Source organism: Pseudomonas lundensis, from assembly GCF_001042985.1.
Classification (GTDB): Bacteria; Pseudomonadota; Gammaproteobacteria; order Pseudomonadales; family Pseudomonadaceae; genus Aquipseudomonas; species Aquipseudomonas lundensis.
The window spans coordinates 224863-241040 of record NZ_JYKY01000002.1 but is presented as its reverse complement, the minus strand read 5'-3'; the positions used below and the strand labels follow the sequence as shown (position 1 = coordinate 241040).

General features: G+C 60.1%; 14 protein-coding genes. 9 read left to right on the top strand and 5 right to left on the bottom strand.

The genetic code is table 11. The annotated features are described in order from the left end of the window. Window positions 1-21 precede the first annotated feature (21 nt). The 3 genes from TU74_RS02775 to TU74_RS02765 all read left to right on the top strand — a co-directional run bounded on the left by TU74_RS02775 (window position 22) and on the right by TU74_RS02765 (window position 3397). Window positions 22-2112: a putative bifunctional diguanylate cyclase/phosphodiesterase gene (locus tag TU74_RS02775; RefSeq protein ID WP_241485536.1), complete on the top strand. Its 2091-nt coding sequence runs from the start codon at window positions 22-24 to the stop codon at window positions 2110-2112. A gap of 63 nt (window positions 2113-2175) precedes the next feature. After that, on the top strand, window positions 2176-2922 hold the full coding sequence (locus TU74_RS02770; protein WP_047275617.1) for an SDR family oxidoreductase: 747 nt from the start codon (window positions 2176-2178) through the stop codon (window positions 2920-2922). Window positions 2923-3067: 145 nt separating this feature from the next. After that, the gene (locus tag TU74_RS02765) at window positions 3068-3397 is read left to right on the top strand and encodes a DUF4880 domain-containing protein (RefSeq protein ID WP_047275615.1); all 330 of its coding nucleotides are present in this window, start codon (window positions 3068-3070) and stop codon (window positions 3395-3397) included. On the opposite strand, the gene TU74_RS02760 is transcribed toward TU74_RS02765, so the two are convergent. Continuing rightward, complete coding sequence (locus TU74_RS02760) at window positions 3350-4618, bottom strand: D-mannose isomerase (protein WP_048374978.1); 1269 nt, start codon at window positions 4616-4618, stop codon at window positions 3350-3352. The two genes, TU74_RS02765 and TU74_RS02760, sit on opposite strands and share 48 nt — an antisense overlap. Window positions 4619-4732: 114 nt before the next feature. Then, window positions 4733-5596, bottom strand: coding sequence for a LysR family transcriptional regulator (locus tag TU74_RS02755; RefSeq protein WP_048375039.1), 864 nt, complete (start codon window positions 5594-5596; stop codon window positions 4733-4735). Window positions 5597-5802: 206 nt separating this feature from the next. Here TU74_RS02755 and hcnA point away from each other — a divergent pair, with 206 nt between their 5' ends. Genes hcnA through hcnC form a run of 3 tightly spaced genes read left to right on the top strand, consistent with a single transcriptional unit; the run spans window position 5803 to window position 8772 of the window. After that, window positions 5803-6120: a cyanide-forming glycine dehydrogenase subunit HcnA gene (gene hcnA, locus TU74_RS02750; protein WP_047275611.1), complete on the top strand. Its 318-nt coding sequence runs from the start codon at window positions 5803-5805 to the stop codon at window positions 6118-6120. Beyond that, window positions 6117-7514: a cyanide-forming glycine dehydrogenase subunit HcnB gene (gene hcnB, locus TU74_RS02745; RefSeq protein WP_048374976.1), complete on the top strand. Its 1398-nt coding sequence runs from the start codon at window positions 6117-6119 to the stop codon at window positions 7512-7514. The genes hcnA and hcnB overlap by 4 nt, the downstream gene beginning before the upstream one ends. Window position 7515: 1 nt before the next feature. Beyond that, complete coding sequence (hcnC, locus tag TU74_RS02740; protein ID WP_047294331.1) at window positions 7516-8772, top strand: cyanide-forming glycine dehydrogenase subunit HcnC; 1257 nt, start codon at window positions 7516-7518, stop codon at window positions 8770-8772. A 64-nt stretch (window positions 8773-8836) separates the two neighbouring features. On the opposite strand, the gene TU74_RS02735 is transcribed toward hcnC, so the two are convergent. Both TU74_RS02735 and TU74_RS02730 read right to left on the bottom strand, forming a co-directional pair. Further along, complete coding sequence (locus tag TU74_RS02735) at window positions 8837-9286, bottom strand: DUF1289 domain-containing protein (RefSeq protein WP_047275605.1); 450 nt, start codon at window positions 9284-9286, stop codon at window positions 8837-8839. A 46-nt stretch (window positions 9287-9332) separates the two neighbouring features. After that, the gene (locus tag TU74_RS02730) at window positions 9333-10565 is read right to left on the bottom strand and encodes a ribonucleotide-diphosphate reductase subunit beta (RefSeq protein WP_047280794.1); all 1233 of its coding nucleotides are present in this window, start codon (window positions 10563-10565) and stop codon (window positions 9333-9335) included. Window positions 10566-10784: 219 nt separating this feature from the next. Here TU74_RS02730 and TU74_RS02725 point away from each other — a divergent pair, with 219 nt between their 5' ends. Then, entirely contained in the window at window positions 10785-11699 is a 915-nt protein-coding gene (locus TU74_RS02725; protein WP_048374974.1) for a LysR family transcriptional regulator, read from the top strand. Between the two features lie 3 nt (window positions 11700-11702). Here the strand turns inward: TU74_RS02725 and TU74_RS02720 are convergent, their stop codons facing one another. Continuing rightward, window positions 11703-12644, bottom strand: coding sequence for a cupin domain-containing protein (locus tag TU74_RS02720; RefSeq protein ID WP_048374972.1), 942 nt, complete (start codon window positions 12642-12644; stop codon window positions 11703-11705). A gap of 895 nt (window positions 12645-13539) precedes the next feature. On the opposite strand from TU74_RS02720, the gene TU74_RS02715 reads away from it, so the two are divergent. Next, window positions 13540-14340 carry a glucose 1-dehydrogenase gene (locus tag TU74_RS02715; RefSeq protein ID WP_048374970.1) on the top strand — a complete coding sequence of 267 codons (801 nt, stop codon included), beginning with the start codon at window positions 13540-13542 and terminating at the stop codon, window positions 14338-14340. After that, the gene (locus TU74_RS02710) at window positions 14333-16159 is read left to right on the top strand and encodes a glycoside hydrolase family 15 protein (RefSeq protein WP_048374968.1); all 1827 of its coding nucleotides are present in this window, start codon (window positions 14333-14335) and stop codon (window positions 16157-16159) included. The genes TU74_RS02715 and TU74_RS02710 overlap by 8 nt, the downstream gene beginning before the upstream one ends. The last annotated feature ends 19 nt before the right edge of the window (window positions 16160-16178 follow it).

Below are 16178 nucleotides of genomic sequence, written 5' to 3'. Positions count from 1 at the left end.
GCTCTGCAGAAGGTCCATGTTTTGGCAAGTTACTCCCCCGCGTTGGTTCTGATCTCTTTATGTGTGGCCATTCTTGCTTCCTACACCGCCCTTGACCTCAGCGGTCGCATCGCCACGGCGCGCGGCCGTGCCGCTTACCTATGGATGGGGGGCGGTGCGCTGGCGATGGGGTTTGGTGTGTGGTCGATGCATTTTATCGGCATGCTCGCGCTGTCTTTGCCCATTGAGCTGGGCTACGACCTCAGGCTGACACTGTGGTCGTTGCTGGTGGCGATTCTTTCATCGGGGTTTGCCTTGTGGCTGGTCAGTCAACCGCGGCTGCCGGCGCTGCAACTGCTCTATGGCGCCCTGATCATGGGCGCGGGCATCAGCGCCATGCACTACAGCGGCATGGCGGCGTTGCGCATGCAGCCGGGGATCGACTACGACCCTGGGTTGTTTGGTTTATCGCTGGTGATCGCCGTGGCGGCGTCGGCGGCCGCCCTGATGATAGCGTTCCGTTTGCGTCAACAAACGCCGTACGTGCGTCTGGCCCGGGCCGGGGCCGCAGTGGTCATGGGGCTGGCTATTGTTGGCATGCATTTCACCGGCATGGCGGCGGCGAGCTTCCCTGAGGGCAGTTTTTGCGGCGCAGCCCTGAACGGGCTGAGCGCCAAAGGGTTGGACAATCTGGTGCTGGTGGCAAGCCTGGCGGTGATGACCATCGCGCTGCTGACCTCGATCTTTGATGCCCGACTGGACGCCCGGACCGCCGCGTTGGCGCAGTCCCTGACCCTGGCCAATGAAGAGCTGACCCAACTGGCCTTGCACGACAACTTGACCGGCTTGCCCAATCGCATCCTGCTGGCCGACCGCATCGGGCAGGCCCAGCGCAAAGTGGCGGAACAGGGCGGTTGTTTTTCGTTGATGTTCATCGACCTGGATGGCTTCAAACCCGTCAACGATGCCTTTGGTCATCACTTGGGCGATCGCTTGCTGCGCGAAGTGGCGCTGCGTATGCGTCAAGAGTTGCGGGGTCAGGACACGCTGGCGCGCATAGGTGGCGACGAGTTCGTCATGCTGGTGCGACTGACCGAGGCCAATGACGCGCCGCAGGTGGCTGCGCGGCAGGTCAGCCTGCTGTCGCGCTCGTTTCAGGTGGATGAGCATCAACTGCAAATTTCCGCAAGCATCGGCATTGCGCTGTACCCCGGTAATGGCGTCACGGCTGAAGAGTTGCTCATGAACGCCGACGCGGCGATGTACCACGCCAAAGGTGCAGGCAAAAACGGCTACAGTTTTTTCGAGGTGTCGATGAACACCAATGCCCGCAAGCAATTGCAATTGCTCCAGGACTTGCGTCAGGCGCTGGCGCAGCAGCAGTTCAGTTTGCATTATCAGCCCAAGATGGATGCCAGCACCGGTCAGCCGATCGGTGCCGAGGCGCTGTTGCGCTGGGAGCATCCGCAGCAAGGGTTGTTGATGCCGGATGCGTTTATCGACGTGGCGGAAAAAACCGGTCTGATCATCCCTATCGGTGAGTGGGTGCTCAACGAAGCCTGTCGCCAGATGCGGGTGTGGTTCGACCAGGGTTACAGCCACTGGCGGGTGGCGGTGAACCTCTCGGCGTTGCAGTTTTGTCACAAGGGGCTGGTCGACAGCGTGGCCTGTGCGTTGGCCCGACATCAATTACCGGCCAATAGCCTGACCCTGGAAATCACCGAAACCACGGCCATGAACGACGCCGATGCCAGCATGACGGTGTTGCAACAGCTGTCCCTGATGGGCGTCGACCTGTCCATCGACGATTTCGGCACCGGCTATTCAAGCCTGATGTACCTCAAACGCTTGCCCGCCAACGAGCTCAAGATCGACCGCGGATTTGTCCGCGACCTGGAACACGACAGTGATGATGCGGCCATTGTGTCGGCCATTGTGGCGTTGGGTCAGGCATTAGGCTTGCGGATCGTGGCCGAGGGGGTGGAGACCGACACCCAGCAAAGTTTCCTGACCACGCTGGGTTGCGATGCGTTGCAGGGCTACCTGTTGGGGCTCCCCAAGCCTGCGCAACAGTTCATGTCCGACATCCACCGCGTTCAGCAAACCTGCGCGGCACCTGACGCCGCGAACTGACAAAGGCGTAACGCCCGGTTATTCTGGCCGCAGGTTTACACCGTGAATGGGGAACGCGTATTTATGGACAAAGTCATCGTGATCACCGGTGGCAGCCGTGGCATTGGCGCAGCGACGGCGCTGCTGGCTGCCCGGCAGGGTTACAAAATCTGCATTAATTATCTGGCGGACGACGCGGCGGCCCATGAAGTGCTGGAGCAGGTTCGGGCACTGGGCGCGCAGGCCATCAGCGTGCGGGCCGATGTTAGCAATGAAGACGAAGTCATCAGCCTGTTCCTGCGGGTGGATCAGGAACTGGGGCCGGTGACGGCGCTGGTCAACAATGCCGGTACGGTGGGGCACAAGTCGCGGCTTGAAGAGATGTCCGAGTTCCGCGTGCTGCACACCCTCAAAACCAATGTGCTGGGCCCGATCCTGTGCGCCAAGCACGCGGTGCTACGCATGTCGCCCCGGTATGGCGGCCAGGGCGGCAACATCGTCAATGTGTCGTCGGTGGCTGCCCGGTTGGGGTCGCCGGGCGAATACGTCGACTATGCGGCGTCCAAAGGCGCACTGGACGCTTTCACCATTGGCCTGTCAAAAGAGCTGGCGGGTGAGGGTATCCGCGTCAACGCGGTGCGACCGGGGTACATTTTCACCGACTTCCACGCGCTGAGCGGAGATCCGGGCCGGGTCAGCAAACTCGAATCCATGATTCCCATGGGTCGGGGCGGGCGCCCGGAAGAAGTCGCGGAGGCGATCGTCTGGCTGCTGTCCGACAAAGCGTCCTACGCCACCGGCACCTTTGTGGACATGGCCGGCGGACGTTGACCCGCGCAGGCGGCTAAACGTGGATGCGTCTGTCATGCCGGTGAGGCCTGTGTCACCTTGCAATTCATCTTGATATCACGATAATGCGACTTATTACTATTTGAGTTCGGTTGTCTTTATGAATTGTTCGAGTGGCACAGTCCCTATGAGCAAAAGCAGCGTTGACCCCATTACCCGTGCGGCTGTTGACTGGATGTTGTTGCTTGAATCCGGTCATGCCTGCCCGTCGGAACGTCAGGTGTTTAAAGCCTGGCTGGCTGAAAATCCCAAGCACCTCGCTGCATGGCTGCGCGTCGCCAATGTGCAACGGTTCAACCCGCGCACGCCCGCGGCCGACCCCGACCTGCTCAAGCTGGTGCAGCGCGCATTGGACGGGCGTTCCTTCTTCTCCCGGCATAAAGCCCTGCAACACGCGCTGTTGGCTTTTTTAGTCGGTTTGGGCGTGCTGGCGTCCGGGTTGTTGTGCCAGGGCTGAGGCCAGACTGATCGCTAACGGCAGGCGCGGCAGCAGGGTAGCCTGATACGCGTGGTAGAGGTCCGGTTTGCCCGGCCATATACGGGCCGAAGGCCGGTTGTGCGGGTCCAGTTCGTGATGCCAGCTGCCGTGCTCCCGATCGATCAGGTGCAGGTCGATAAAATCCCAGAAGCGTTGACCCCACTGCTCATATTCCGCTTCCCCCGTGCGCTGCCATAGCGCAGCGGCCGCTGCCGAGGCTTCGGCCAGGGTCCAGTGCAGACGTTCGCGAACCACCGGCCGGTTGTCCCAATCCAGTGTGTACACGATGCCGGGCTGGCCGTCGGCATTCCAGCCATGCTGGCATGCGCTGTGAAATAACTGCCGGGCATCGTCCAGTAGCCAATCGGGTGTCGGCATGCCACGTCGTGTGCGCGCCGCTTCCAGATGCAACAACAGACGCGCCCATTCGAAGGCATGGCCCGGGGTTTTGCCGAAGGGGCGGAACGGGTCGGCCGGATGGTCGCGGTTGTAGTCGGGCAGCGGTTGCCAGTGCTCATCAAAGTGTTCGACCGGCAGGTACCCGGCTTGAGCGGCCTGTACATGGATGACCCGCTCGGCGATCCGCAGGGCGCGGTCCAGCCACAGGTTTTCGTCCAGCACATCGGACAGCGCCAGAAAGGCTTCGACGCCGTGCATGTTGCTGTTGGCACCGCGATACGCTTCGCACGCGCTCCAGTCACCGGTGAAAGACTCTAGCAACGCGCCTTCGGCTTCGCTCCAGAACGTGTCTTCCAGCAGCTCCACGGCATCCCCGAGTAATTCGGCAGACCCTTGTCGGCCAGCCACCGCGGCCGAGCTGAAGGCCAGTGCCACAAAGGCATGCAGATAGGCTTGCTTGCGGGTGTTGCCATCGTGGGCGTGCGCGGTGGCGAACCAACCGCCATGACGGGCGTCGCGTAAAGGCCCTGCCAGTGCCGCCAGGCCGTGATCAATCAGCTGGGCACAATCAGGTAAACCTTGCAGGTGGGCGAGGGCGAAACTGTGCACCATGCGTGCCGTGGTCATGGTGTCGGCCAAGGCGTGATCGGGGCGCTGGCCAAAGGAGTCGAGACTGGTAAAACCATCCGTCACCCGGGCGGCCCGGGCGAAGTCCACCAGCCGTCGGCCCTGATCATGCAGCCATTGATGATGGGCCTGGCAAGCCATCCAGCCAGCGTCGGTGCGGGTGAGGTCGGACATGGGTCACCTGTGTTGTCATTGTTATTGCGCGTTGCAGCAGCCTAAGGGATAGCGCCGCGACTGCAAAGCTGAAAGGTTTCAGGTGCCGCAGGTTTCATCCTGGCGCAGGCCGGATCAGATTTCCGGCCCCCAGCGCTGGGACCAGTCGCCGTCCAGCTTGACGATGTCGCGCAGCAACTCCAGCGCCTGTTGCAAGGCCGGGCAATCGCGCTCGCGTGAGTACACCAGATAGGTCGGGTAACTGAATTCAGGCGCTTTGGGCACCCGCTCCAGGGCGCCGCTGTTGAGGTAGCTTTGCACCACCCGCGTGCGGAAATAGCCACTGCCGCCGTTCTCAAGGATGTAATGCAGCGCCACCGGCCCGAGGTTGAAACTGACGGCAGCCCGCGCCTTTTCCGGTAGGGCGGCATCGTGCTGAAGGCGGAAATCCTCCCCCCAGTCCACGTACACATAGGGATCAGGCCTCGCGGGGCGGCGGATTTGGATCAGCTTTTCCTCCAGCAACTGTTCCACCTGCACGCCGGGCCAGTAAGCAGGCCGGTACACCAGCGCGGCATCCAGCAAGCCCATTTCCACTTGCCGCAACAAATGCTCGCCATCGCGAATCTGCACCCGCACGGCATGGGAACTCAGGTGCTGGCGCAAGGCTTGGGTCCAGCTCAGGATCAGCGGGTTGCACAGGCTGACCTCGCCCGCGATATGCAGAACCTGGTCAAGCCCTTCGGGGCGCGGCAAATCGCGCCGTGCCGCTTCCCAGGTGTGCAGAAGCTGGTTGGCATACACCACAAACGCTTCGCCTTCGGGCGTTAATTTGGCCCCCGCGCGGTTGCGGATGAACAGCGTCACCCCCAGCAGGCTTTCGAGTTTTTGCACCCGCGCCGTGACGGCGGTCTGGGTGACATGCAGGTTCTGGGCAGCGCTGGCCAGGCTGCCGTAGCGAACAATCTCAAGGAAGGTGCGAGCCAGATCGAGGTCCATGGAGCGTGCCAACAAGCAAAGGGCCATCAGTGTAAGGGCTTTCCGTCGCAAATTCGAAAAATGGAGCGGATCTATTGGCCTGCATCAATGCTAATTTTTACGAATCGTCTAACGTTCCGGTCTTGGTTCCCAGTGACCAAGACCTCTGGCTGCCTAACACCCGGAGGCCCGCGCTAAGCAGTTCATACAAAGGACAACATAAGAAAATGGATGATTTGAACCGGCAGTACGACATTCAACCTTTAATGCAGGCGGACATGACCATCCTGCTCAATGGCCAGGCGGTCAGCGCCGCGCAAGGCGAGACTGTACTCAGTGTCTTGAACGCCGTCGGCGTACGTCAGGTGTCGGCCAACGACCATGGTCAGGCCAGCGGCGCCTATTGCGGCATGGGCGTGTGCTATTGCTGCCTGGTCAATATTGACGGGCGGCATAAACGCCGGGCCTGTCAGACCGTGGTGCGCCCCGGCATGAAGGTCGAAACCGGGCAAAACCGGGTCGCAGAACAGGAGAAAGCCCGATGAGCCTTAATCCTGTGATCGTCGGTGGTGGCCCGGCCGGCATGTCGGCTGCCATTGAACTGGCGCAGCACGGTGTGCAGAGCACCTTGCTGGAAGAAGCCTCGCGCCTGGGCGGTGTGGTTTATCGCGGGCCGCTGCGCGAAGGCGTGGAACTCGACTATTTGGGCGAGCGTTACAAGCAAGCCCTGCACACGTTGCATGATGAATTCGCCGCGATTGCCCGGCATGTCGATGTGCGGCTCAACCATCGGGTGATTGGCGGTCAGGGCGTACAGCGCCTGCAACTGCTGGATGCTAACGAGCAGGTGCAGGAAATCGCCTTCCCGCAGTTACTGCTGTCGGCAGGCTGCCATGAGCGCAGCGTGCCTTTTCCGGGCTGGACCACCCCCGGCGTGATCATGCTCGGCGGTCTGCAACTGCAAATCAAAAGCGGTGTGGTCAAGCCCAAAGGCCCGGTGTTGATAACCGGTACAGGGCCGCTGTTAATGTTGGTCGCCTGCCAATTGCACGCGGCGGGCGTGGAAGTGGCCGGCGTGTATGAAGCCTGTGAGTTCGGCCGCATCGCCAAAGAAAGCCTCGCGCTGCTCAATCAGCCGCAACTGTTCCTCGATGGCCTGAGCATGCTGGTGTACCTCAAGCGCCATGGCATTACCGTGCGGTATGGCTGGGGTGTGGTTGAGGCCATGGGCGACGGTGAGGTGCAAACGGTCAAGGTGGCGCCCTACGACAGCCACTGGCAGGCAGACCTGAGCAAGGCTCAGACAGTGACAGCTCGCACCCTGGCGGTGGGCTACGGCTTCATTCCGCGTACCCAGCTCACCCAGCAAATGGGGCTGGAACACGCCTACAACGTGGACGGCTATCTGGCGGCCACCGCCAACAACTGGCAGCAAAGCAGCCAGCCGGCGATTCACCTGGCAGGGGACGTCACCGGCCTGCGTGGCGGTGAAGCTGCCATGCTGACCGGACGCATCGCGGCCCTCTCGATCCTGATGCAGCGCGAGGTGCTCAGCGAACAGCAGGCCCTCGATCAGCGGCGGGCCTACCTGAGCAAGCTCAACACCATCGTGCGCTTTCGCGGCGGGATTGACCGTTACACCCAGCGCGGCACCCGTCAGATTGACTTGCCACAGGCCGACACGGTGGTGTGCCGTTGCGAGCACGTCACCCGCACCGACATCGACCTGGCCCTGAGTCAGGGAGTGCAAGACATGGCCGGATTGAAAATGCGCACCCGGGTCAGCATGGGCGATTGCCAGGGGCGCATGTGCGTCGGCTATTGCAGCGACCGTCTGCGCGACGCCACCGGGCGCCAGGATGTGGGCTGGTTGCGCCCGCGCTTCCCGCTGGAACCCGTGCCATTTTCGGCCTTCACCAATGCCTGCAAGGATGCCTGACATGATCAAGACCTATGACGTAGTCATCGCCGGTGGCGGGGTGATCGGCGCCTCAATCGCCTATCACCTGTCGCGCCGCAAAGACCTGAAAATCGCCATGATCGACTGCAAGCGCCCCGGCAATGCCAGCCGCGCCTCGGCGGGCGGCCTGTGGGCCATCGGCGAGTCGGTGGGACTGGGCTGCGGGGTGATTTTTTTCCGCATGATGTCCGCCGAACGCAAGCGTGAAGCCCAGGGCTCTGCAGTGGTGGTGGACTCCAGCACGCCGCACATCCTGCCGGACTGCTTTTTCGACTTTGCCTTGCAGTCCAACGCGCTGTACCCGGGCCTGCATGAGGAGCTCAAAGAAAAACACGGCATGGACTTCAAGTTCGAGCGCACGGGGCTCAAGTACGTGATTTATGACGACGAAGACCGCCTCTACGCCGAGCACATCGTCGCCCATATTCCGCATTTGGCCCATGAAGTGCGCTGGCTCGACCAGGCCGCGCTGCGCGAGGCGGAGCCGAGTGTCAGCCACGATGCCCTGGGCGCACTGGAGTTTCTGTGCGACCACCAGGTCAGCCCGTTCCGCCTCACGGACGCCTACACCGAAGGCGCTCGCCAAAATGGCGTGGACCTGTATTTCAACACCAACGTCACCGGCGTGTTGCGCCAGGGTTCGAAAGTCATCGGCGTGCGCACCGACAATGAAGGGGTGTTCCACAGCAAAACCCTGATTAACGCGGCGGGTGCGTGGGCGGCCGAATTGAGCGTGATGGCCACTGACATGAGCATCCCGGTGGCCCCGGTCAAGGGCCAGATTGTGCTCACCGAGCGCATGCCCAAGTTGCTCAACGGCTGCCTGACCACCAGCGATTGCTACCTGGCGCAGAAGGACAACGGTGAAATCCTGATCGGCAGCACCACCGAAGACAAAGGCTTCGACGTCACCACCACCTTCCCGGAAATCAGCGGTCTGGTGCAGGGCGCCATGCGTTGCATACCGGAACTCAAGGACGTCAACCTCAAGCGCACCTGGGCAGGATTGCGCCCGGGCTCGCCGGATGAACTGCCGATTCTGGGGCCGATGGCGGGGGTGGAGGGGTATTTGAATGCCTGCGGTCACTTTCGCACGGGCATCCTGACGTCAGCCATCACCGGCGTCATGCTCGACGCCTTGGTGCGCAATGAGCCTTTGCCGCTGGACGTGACGCCGTTTCTGGCAGACCGTTTCGACCTGCAGCCGGTAAGGCTGTCTAACGTCATCGGCGGCTGACACACGCCTCAACGGTGGGTGCCAGCCAACTGGCGCCCACCGTCTTGACTGTCTGCCGCGCGTGTTAAAGCGCCTGCGTCTGGATGCGCTGGTAATGCATCTCGGACAGCACAAAGAACTCTTTGTCGATCAAAGCCCGAACGTCCACCAGCGACATGCCCCGGATTTGCGGCGCAAGCCGTATGCCGTAGTCTTCGATGCGCTTGATCGTGTCCGCACCGCGCCAAATCACCTGATACGCCAAGTAGTAAATGGAATGCTCAGGTCGCAGTTGAATCCTGCGCCGGGTCAGTTGGTCCTTGAGCAAGGCCTCGTCGAACACATCCACCAACCCTTGGGTAACACGGTCGAGCAAGTGCTCAAGCCGCCACAATACGGCTTGTTTGTCCGTTTCCGAATACCCGTTCCAGCCCACAATTTCATGATGAAAACGTTTGCATCCCCTGCACACAAGGTCACCAAAAACCGTTGAGCACAGCCCCACGCACGGGGTTTTGATTTTCTGGCTACACATAAGTATCAGTTTGAAAAAAAGTGAGGGCCTCACCGGGCCGATAGGCTCAGTCCCAGCTTAACGCGCCGCCCGTCTGGTACTCGATGACGCGGGTTTCGAAGAAGTTCTTTTCTTTCTTCAAGTCCATGATTTCGCTCATCCACGGGAACGGGTTGGTGGTGCCGGGGTATTCTTCTTTCAAGCCGATCTGGGACAAGCGGCGGTTGGCGATGAACTTCAAATAGTCTTCCATCATGGCCGCATTCATGCCCAATACGCCGCGAGGCATGGTGTCGCGGGCATATTCGATTTCCAGTTGCGTGCCCTGCAAGATCATTTGCGCGGCTTCATCTTTAAGTTCGGCGTCCCACAAGTGCGGGTTTTCGAGTTTGATCTGATTGATCACATCAATGCCGAAGTTCAAGTGCATGGACTCGTCGCGCAAGATGTACTGAAACTGCTCCGCCACGCCATTCATTTTGTTGCGCCGCCCCATGGACAGGATCTGGGTAAACCCGCAATAGAAGAAAATACCTTCCAGCACGCAGTAGTAAGCGATCAGGTTCTTGAGCAACTCTTTGTCGTTCTCGACCGTACCGGTTTCAAACGTCGGATCGGAGATCGAACGCGTGTACTTCAAACCCCAGGTGGCCTTTTTCGCGACCGAGGGAATCTCGTGGTACATGTTGAAAATTTCGCCTTCGTCCATCCCCAGCGACTCAATGCAGTACTGGTAGGCGTGGGTGTGAATCGCCTCTTCAAAGGCCTGGCGCAGGATGTATTGCCGGCACTCGGGGTTGGTAATCAACCGATACACCGCCAGCACCAGGTTATTGGCCACCAGCGAGTCGGCCGTCGAAAAGAACCCCAGGTTGCGCATCACGATGCGGCGCTCGTCATCGGTCAACCCTTCAGGGCTTTTCCAGAGGGCGATGTCGGCGGTCATGTTGATTTCTTGCGGCATCCAGTGGTTCGCGCAACCGTCCAGGTATTTCTGCCAGGCCCAGTCGTACTTGAACGGCACCAACTGATTGAGGTCGGCGCGGCAGTTGATCATGCGTTTTTCATCGACCGCTACCCGTGCAGAGGCGCCTTCCAGTTCGGCCAGGCCTTCTGCGATGTCCAGTTGGTTCAGCGCGGCCTTGGCGCGCAGCGTGGCGGGTGTATCGTCAGCTGTCGCCTGACGTGCTTTGGCCGCCTCCTGATCGCCGACGCGGTTGAGTGCATCCAGCGCAGGCGAGGCGGGTCGCACTGCTGATGTGCCAGAGGCTTCGTTGTCAGAACTGTCCCAATTCAACATAGGGGTTTCCTTTCGGGGGAGGCGGGTACGGCCACGAACAAGCTCGTGGAATAGAGTGAGTCAAACGCTAAAAACACATCATGTAGTGTGTCTTTGTGTTTCTTGGCACACCATATAGTCGATGCCCCGAAGGGTCAACCCGAAATTCCCCGGCGGTTTGCACGATCCAACGGGTGAATCTGATAGCCTTTGGCGACTTTTCCTTAGTGCAGGCCTGACATGGACTATTTCGCAGCGCTGAGTGCTTTTGTTGAGGCGGCACAGGCCAATAATTTTTCCCGGGCAGCCGAAAAACTGTCGATCAAAGCCTCGACGGTCTCGCGTTACATCAAGGACCTTGAGCAGGATCTGGGCATTGCCTTGTTCAACCGTTCAACCCGTACCTTGCGCCTGACCGAAGGCGGAGAGACGTTCCTGCACCATGCGTTGCGCGTACTCGACGCGCTGGATCACGCCAAACAGGCAACGTCTTCGCTTAATCAGCACCCGCGTGGCCTGTTGAAACTGAATCTGCCCCCGGCATTCGCCCGCCAGCACATCCTGCCGGTACTCGGTGAGTTCATGTCGCGCCATCCCGAAGTCCGGCTGGACCTCACGCTGGACGACCATCACGTGAACCTGATCAATGCAGGGGTTGATCTGGCCGTGCGCATCGGGGTCTTGCCCGATTCCACCCTCAAGGCGCGCAAGCTGGCCAATGAACGTACGCTGGTGTGCGTCAGTGCGGCCTATGCCCGGCAAAACGCGCCGCCGGCAACGCCCCAAGAGCTGAGTGGCGTGTTATTGAATGGCAATCTGCCGGATGAGGTGTTTTTCGTGCCCGCTGAAGGTTTTGCCCACGGGGTGCAGCGCGTGGCGGTGGCGGGGCCTTTGCGGATCAATGACCTGGAAGCGCAGTTGCGGGCGGTCGAACAAGGGTTGGGCGTGGCGTGCTTGCCCGACTGGCTGGTGGCCGGGCAACTGGCCTCGGGCGCGCTGGTTCAATGGTTTGCGCAGTGGCAGGTACAAGCGACGCACGTGCCTGCGTCGCTGTGGCTGGTGTACCCGCCCAAGCGCACCGTGTCCTCCAAGGTGCGCTGTTTCATCGACTTCATGGTCGAGCGGGTCGGCAGCCCGGCCTATTGGCAGCTCTGAGCGTCAGCTGAAACGGATATCCAGCGCCCGCAGGTAGGTTTGCAAGCCTGCGTCCTGAATAGGAATCAGAAAGGCCTCATCGTCCGACTCGTTGAAGTGCGCATGCCAGTAACCGGGCGGCGTGACAAACGCCAGCCCCGGCGCCCAGTCGACCCGGGTCGGATTACGGATCTGCCCGTTCTCGTCGATGTCCGTGCCCACCAGGGTGTAACACCCGGCCGGGCAATCAATGATGAAATCCAGTGCAATGGATTGGTGGCGATGGGGTTTTTGCACTGAACCGGCGGGCAAAATCCCGTACATCGCCCACAACACATGGGTCACCGTGCGTGTCTGGGGAAAATGCCGATTGCCCAGCAAGATACTGATCCGGCTCCGGTCCTGCGCCCGTGGGTCATCCGCCGCCTCACGCAGCTTGGCGTTGGCTGTTTGGGCCGGGTACAGCGTGGCGCTGAAGTGCTGTTGGGTGGGCGTGACGCCCAGATAACGCAACAGCGGCTCATCGTGAACGTAATAAAAACGTGCATCTTCATGGGCACTCAGTTGCAGCTCTTCCAGCCCCGGCACGGCAATAAAGCAGCCTTTTTCCCATTCAAACGCCACATCGCCTTGCACCAACTCACCGCGTCCGGCGATGACATACAACACCTGGGACGTCGCCGTGGGGGCTAAGGTTAGGTGGTCACCGGCATTGAGCCGGATAAAATTCGCCAGCAGCCCCGGCCCGGTTGCCGGCCCTTCGCAGCCCAGTGCCTCACTCAGGTCTAAAGGGACAAGACGGCTAGGGCCAGTGTCATACAGCGAGGATGGAAAGTTCTGGTAAGGAATACGCGAAATCAACCCGGCACTGATCGGATTCGCGGCCTTGCTGTATTCGAAATATTCAGCGTCATGCTCGGCATCCAGCAGATCGACGTGGTGCAGTGAGGCGTTCAGGCTATTCATGCAAACCCCTTCTTCTTGTGAGTGGCATAACGGGTACAGGTGCAAGCCACTATACGAAGCGCGGGTCCGCCCATTAAGGCCTCAAACGGAACAGCAGTTGTGCAGGGAAGGGGTCATGCGGTTTGGCGCAGTGAAAAGTTAATTCGAAGATAAACGACTGCTCAGGTTAGTCAGGCTACTGTCCTGACTCGGGCTCGACCTAGTTATTAGGAGTTTCAGATGTAGAAGTCCAGATGTGAGCTGGCAGTTTCTGAATTGGCCGTCGTGAGGTCAGTTAAATTCAGTTAGTTATGTTGGCCTGCCAGAATTTTTGCCATCCTCAACTATCATTGCCTGCAAGCGATCACAGCACTCAATACCTTTTTTCTTGATCATTCCAATCATTATTGTAGTGTGTCGGCACAAGGCACGATCAATCTACCTGCGCTTATAACCGCCCTGACACGCTCATATAATGTTCGCCTTATATCGAAGGTCTTGTTGTGGCTACACCGTGGATCATAAGTGTTAGCGCTTATTTATGTGTTGGGTTCTAAGTGTGTATCGATATTATTAGGGGGTGTTGTTGTCGTTATTGATATGGCTGAACAATAAGTGTGCGGTGTGTGGGTTGTAGGGTGATTAATGGTTTTTCAATGTTCGTTTTAAATATGATCGGGTCTGGTTTTTAGTTTTCTGAAGTTATAGTCTGGTGAAGTATGAAATGGGTATTTTCTTGTGGCTTAACGCCTCTGTAGGCTTTAAATATTCAGCGTTGAGTGTTTAAGCCGTTATTTAAATTCCCACGCGTGTAACGGGCTGCGCGGTGAGTACGTGGCGCTGATAGCGCATTGAACTCCTGCCTGCTTCTACCAGTCAGCACTCCAAGCCCACTCACAAACAGGTGCTGACACTCATGCAAATTTCTCTCGCGCAACAGGTGGCGCTGGTCACTGGCGGCAGTTCCGGGATTGGCGCGGCCAGTGCCCGGGCGCTGGCGGCGGCCGGTGCGGCGGTGGTGGTGCATTACAACGCGCAGGCGGAACCCGCGCAGGCGTTGGCGGCCGAGATCAAGGCGGCCGGGGGCAGGGCGATTGCTCTGGGCGGGGATGTGTCGAAAGAGGCGGACGTGGAGCGTTTGTTCGAGCAGACGCTGGAGGCGTTCGGGTACCTGGACATTCTGCTGGCCAATTCGGGCATTCAGCAGGACGCCCCGGCAGTCGACATGACGCTGGAGCAATGGAACGCCGTCATCGGTGTCAACCTGACCGGGCAGTTTCTGTGCGCGCGGTCGGCGCTGCGGATCTTCAGGCGTCAGGGCATTCGCGAAGGGGTGTCGCGGGCGGCAGGCAAGATTATTCACATGAGTTCGGTGCACCAGGTGATTCCCTGGGCCGGGCATGTGAATTACGCAACCTCCAAAGGCGGGGTGGACATGCTCATGCGCAGTCTGGCGCAAGAAGTCAGCCATCACAAAATCCGCATCAATGGCATTGCGCCGGGGGCGATCCGTACGGCCATCAACCGTGATGTGACTGAAGGCGAAGCTGAACAGGCGCTCCTGAAGTTGATCCCCTACGGCCGCGTAGGCGAGGCCGAGGAGGTGGCCAACGCGGTGGTGTGGCTGGCCAGCGATATGTCCGATTACGTGGTGGGCAGCACGTTGTTTATTGATGGCGGCATGAGCCTTTATCCGGAGTTCCGTGGCAATGGTTAAACCCGATACCGACACCCAAAGTCACATCGAAGCCCACGGCATCATTGGCGACATGCGCACCGCCGCGCTGGTGAATGACAAGGGCAGTGTGGATTTTTTCTGCTGGCCGGAGTTCGACAGTCCGTCCCTCTTCTGCGCGTTGCTCGACAGCCCTGAGGCGGGCATCTTTCAGTTGGCACCGGACATGCCCGACGCCCGGCGTGAACAGATCTACCTGCCGGACACCAATGTTCTGCTGACCCGCTGGCTGGACAACGAGGCGGTGGTGGAGGTCACTGACCTGTTGCCCGTCAGTGATTGTGCCGATGAGTTGCCCGTACTGATGCGCCGGGTGCGGGTGGTCAGTGGCCGGGCGACTTTCACGTTGCGCTGCGCGGTGCGTCATGACTACGCCCGTGCAGACACCCACGCCCGAGTAGAGGGCGCGGATGTGTGGTTTGAGGCCTCTGGCCAACCGGCGTTGCGCCTGGCAGCCAGCCAGCCGTTGAGCGTTGAGCATCAGGCGGCGTGCAGTACGTTCGCGTTGGCGCAAGGGCAGACCGCCGAGTTTGTCCTGGGCGCGGCTCAAGATCCGCGTGTCCGTGTGGGCAGCAGCGATTTGGCGTTGCAGCACACGGTGCAGTTTTGGCGGCAGTGGATTGCACAGTCGACCTACCGCGGGCGCTGGCGCGAGATGATTAACCGCTCGGCACTGGCGCTCAAACTCCTGACGTCTCGCAAAGAGGGGGCGATTATTGCCGCCGCCACGTTTGGCTTGCCCGAAACCCGCGGCGGCGAGCGCAATTGGGACTACCGCTACACCTGGATTCGCGACGCTTCCTTCACGGTGTATGCGTTTGTCCGACTCGGTTTTGTCGAAGAAGCCAACAACTTCATGCGCTGGTTGCGCGGTCGTGTCGGGGATGGCTGCGACCAGCCGCTCAAACTCAACATCATGTACGGCATCGACGGTCGTCGTGAGCTGCCGGAGCGGGAGCTGACTCACCTGGCCGGCCACGGTGGCGCCACGCCTGTGCGCGTGGGCAATGGCGCGGTGGATCAAGTGCAATTGGACATCTATGGCGAGTTGCTGGACGCGGTGTATTTGACCAACAAGTACGGCGAGGCGATCAGCCATGAAGGCTGGCAGCACGTGACGCAACTTGTTGATGAGGTGTGTGAGGTCTGGGATCAGAAAGATGTAGGCATTTGGGAGATGCGCGGCGAGAAGCATCACTTTCTGCATTCGCGGCTGATGTGCTGGGTGGCGCTGGACCGGGCCATCCGCCTGGCGTCAAAACGCTCGTTGCCCGCCCCCTTTGAGCGTTGGAACGCTGCGCGTCAGGCCATTCATGCCGATATCTGGGACAACTTCTGGGACGCTGAACGCGGGCATTTTGTGCAATACAAAGGCGGCACGGCGCTGGACGGCTCCATGTTGTTGATGCCGCTGGTGCGTTTTGTCGGCGCCACCGACCCGCGCTGGCTGGCGACCTTGCAGGCGATCGAACGCACGCTGGTGCGCGATGGCATGGTGTACCGCTATCTGAATGAGGAGGAGGTCATGGACGGCCTTGAAGGCACCGAAGGGGCGTTTGCTGCCTGTTCATTCTGGTACGTGGAATGTCTGGCGCGAGCCGGACAGGTAGAAAAGGCGCATCTGGAGTTCGAACAGTTGCTGCGTTATGCCAACCCGCTGGGCTTGTATGCCGAAGAGTTCGATTGCCACGCCCGGCATCTGGGCAACACGCCCCAGGCGCTGACGCATCTGGCGTTGATCAGCGCCGCCAGCTTCCTGGACCGCAAGCTTGATCATCAGAAAACCCAGTGGCAACCCTGAACGCACAAGCCCCGACGCA